The sequence below is a fragment of the uncultured Thiodictyon sp. genome (genome assembly GCA_903837595.1).
Classification (GTDB): Bacteria; Pseudomonadota; Gammaproteobacteria; order Chromatiales; family Chromatiaceae; genus Thiodictyon.
On the sequence record CAILVI010000293.1, the window covers coordinates 1 to 3114 of the forward strand.

Sequence of the window (3114 nt, forward strand, 5' to 3'; positions counted from 1 at the left end):
AGCGTCCCGATGATGGCCACCACGTCTGCCAGCATGTGGCCCCGGCTCATCTCATCGAGCGCGGCCAGGTGCGGGAAGCCGGGGGCACGGACCTTGAGCCGATAGGGCTTGTTGGCGCCGTCGGAGATGATGTAACAGCCGAACTCACCCTTAGGCGCCTCGACCGCCGCATAGACCTCCCCCGCCGGGGTGCCATAGCCCTCGGTGAATAGCTTAAAGTGGTGGATCAGGGCCTCCATGTCCTCTTTCATCGCGGTGCGCGACGGCGGCATCACCTTGTGGTCGGTGATCGCCACCGGCCCCGGGTGGTGGCGCAGCCACTCCACGCACTGGCGCATGATGTGATTGGACTGGCGCATCTCCTCCATCCGCACCAGATAACGGTCGTAGCAGTCGCCATTGACCCCGACCGGAATATCGAAGTCCACTTTGGAGTAGGCGGCATAGGGCTGCTTCTTGCGCAGGTCCCACTCGATCCCGGAGCCGCGCAGCATCGGACCGGTGAAGCCGAGCTGGAGTGCCCGCTCGGGCGAGACGACACCAATACCCACGGTGCGCTGCTTCCAGATGCGGTTATCGGTGAGCAGGGTCTCATATTCGTCGACCAGGCCCGGGAAACGCTCGGTGAAATCCGCGATGAAGTCCAGCAAAGACCCTTGGCGGGCCGCATTGCGCACCGTCAGCTCCTTGGCGGTGTGCCATGGGGTGGCGACTTCCCGGTACTGCGGCATCACGCCCGGCAGGTCCCGGTAGACGCCGCCGGGACGGTAGTAGGTGGCATGCAGGCGCGCACCCGAGACCGCCTCATAACAATCGAGCAGGTCCTCGCGTTCGCGAAAGCAATACAAGAAGACGGACATGGCGCCGATGTCCAGCGCATGTGCACCCAGCCACATCAGGTGATTGAGAATACGGGTGATTTCGTCATATAGGGTACGAATGTACTGGGCGCGCTCCGGCGCCTCGACCCCCAGGAGCTTTTCGATGGCGCGCACATAGCCGTGCTCACTGCACATCATGGTTACATAGTCCAGGCGGTCCATGTAGCCGATGCTCTGATTATAGGGTTTGGTCTCGGCCAGTTTCTCGGTACCGCGATGCAGCAATCCGATATGGGGGTCGGCGCGCTCGATCACCTCGCCATCCAGTTCCAGCACGAGGCGCAGCACGCCGTGGGCGGACGGATGCTGGGGACCGAAATTCAGGGTAAAATTGCGGATCTCAGGCATGTTTCGGCACTCCGGATTCACGCCCGGCATAGCGGCTGTCATCGCGAATCACGCGGGGTACCAGCACGCGCGGCACCACGCTGACCGGCACATAGACCACGCGCCCTTGGGCCGGGTCGTAACGCATCTCCACATGGCCCGAAAGCGGAAAATCTTTGCGAAACGGGTGACCCACAAAGCCATAGTCGGTGAGGATGCGGCGCAGGTCCGGATGGCCGCGAAACAGTATTCCGAAGAGGTCGAAGGCCTCGCGCTCGAACCAGTTGGCTGCCGCCCACACCGGGATCACCGAGTCCACCATGGGCGCCGCGCCATCGGCGAAGACCCGCAGTCGCAAGCGCCGGTTGTGGGCCAATGACAGCAGGTGATAGACCACCGCGAAACGCTCCGGCCCATCCAGTGTGAGGTCCAGGTCCCGATCCACCGCGCGACCGAAGCCGACACCGGCCCCCGCCTCGGTGTCCCACTCGGTCTCGCCGTAGGCGGAGTAATCCACCCCGCAGCAATCGATCAACTGTTCGAAGCGAAAATCGGCATGGTCGCGCAACAGCCGACACACCGCAAGCAACTGCGCAGCGGGCACCACCAAGGTGACCTCGCCGGGTGCGCTGCGGGTCTCGCAACCGTGCTCGGCCAGGTGCCTCTCCAGCGCCTGCTCAAGCCCGGCAAGTCTGGCGTCACCGGTCAGGGAATCTGTTGCCATGGGTCCTGCGACCTATCTAAACGGGTTGGCGGGCGATGGTATTGGTACGGCGGATCTTATTCTGCAACTGCAGGATACCGTACAACAAGGCCTCGGCCGTGGGCGGGCAGCCGGGCACATAGACGTCGACCGGCACGATCCGGTCGCAGCCCCGCACCACCGAATACGAATAATGGTAATAGCCGCCGCCGTTGGCACAGGAGCCCATGGAGATCACCCACCGCGGCTCGGCCATCTGGTCATAGACCTTACGCAGGGCCGGGGCCATCTTGTTGACCAGGGTGCCGGCGACAATCATGACGTCGGACTGACGCGGGCTGGGGCGGAAGATGATGCCAAAGCGGTCCAGGTCGTAACGGGCCGCCCCGGCGTGCATCATCTCAATCGCGCAGCAAGCCAGGCCGAAGGTCATGGGCCACAGTGAACCGGTGCGCGCCCAATTAATGAGCTTGTCGGCCGTGGTGGTGACGAAGCCCTGCTCCAGCACACCCTCTATTCCCATTCCAAGGCCCCTTTCTTCCACTCGTAGATGAAACCGACGACCAGCACCGCCAGGAACACGAACATGGCCCAGAAGCCATAGCCGCCCAGATCCGGGAGCACCACCGCCCAGGGGAACAGGAAGGCGATCTCCAGGTCGAACAGGATGAATAGGATGGCCACCAGGTAATAACGCACATCGAACTTCACGCGCGCACTTTCGAACGCCACGAAGCCGCACTCGTAGGGTGAGTCTTTCTCGGCGTCCGGGCGGCGGGTGCCGAGCACAGCGCCAGCCAACATCGCACCGCCACCCACGAGGGTGCCGACGATGACGAAGATCAAGATGGGCAGGTAGTTCCCGAGCACTGTTCCTCCAGACCGCAATCGTTTACGTGAGTGTCACGGTTCCTTGGTAATGAGTCTAAAGCTCCACCCCGCACCAAGTCAACCGGCCCAATGATCCTTATAGAAAATTTTTCAGTTGACTATCCGGGAGGCAAAAAAAAAGCGGCATGTCGCATAAACGACATACCGCTTCACTGATGGTGCCGACGGCCAGACTCGAACTGGCACGGCTTGCGCCACTACCCCCTCAAGATAGCGTGTCTACCAATTTCACCACGTCGGCATCTTGTAAAACATATTAATTCTACTGCATTGCACAACATCACCACCCCATAATTGAGACAGCTAAATCCG

Annotated in this window: 4 protein-coding genes and 1 tRNA gene; all 5 read right to left on the reverse strand. The window is 61.7% G+C overall.

The window, feature by feature from the left end; genetic code table 11:
* A partial coding sequence (locus QZY44_RS16255; RefSeq protein WP_295448297.1) for an NADH-quinone oxidoreductase subunit D occupies positions 1-1229 on the reverse strand: 1229 nt, incomplete at its 3' end.
* Positions 1222-1932: an NADH-quinone oxidoreductase subunit C gene (locus QZY44_RS16260; protein WP_295448299.1), complete on the reverse strand. Its 711-nt coding sequence runs from the start codon at positions 1930-1932 to the stop codon at positions 1222-1224. The genes QZY44_RS16255 and QZY44_RS16260, both read right to left, overlap by 8 nt.
* A 16-nt stretch (positions 1933-1948) precedes the next feature.
* A complete protein-coding gene (locus QZY44_RS16265) occupies positions 1949-2434 on the reverse strand; it encodes an NADH-quinone oxidoreductase subunit B (RefSeq protein ID WP_295448302.1) in 486 nt (161 codons plus the stop codon).
* Positions 2425-2781: an NADH-quinone oxidoreductase subunit A gene (locus QZY44_RS16270; protein WP_295448304.1), complete on the reverse strand. Its 357-nt coding sequence runs from the start codon at positions 2779-2781 to the stop codon at positions 2425-2427. The genes QZY44_RS16265 and QZY44_RS16270 overlap by 10 nt, the downstream gene beginning before the upstream one ends.
* Positions 2782-2958: 177 nt before the next feature.
* Positions 2959-3043: transfer RNA gene (locus QZY44_RS16275), tRNA-Leu, on the reverse strand.
* Between the last annotated feature and the right edge of the window lie 71 nt (positions 3044-3114).

Coding starts and splice junctions, on each gene's coding strand:
- QZY44_RS16260 (WP_295448299.1), bottom strand. CDS start 1,932: ATGGCAACAGATTCCCTGACCGGTGACGCCAGACTTGCCGGGCTTGAG.
- QZY44_RS16265 (WP_295448302.1), bottom strand. CDS start 2,434: ATGGGAATAGAGGGTGTGCTGGAGCAGGGCTTCGTCACCACCACGGCC.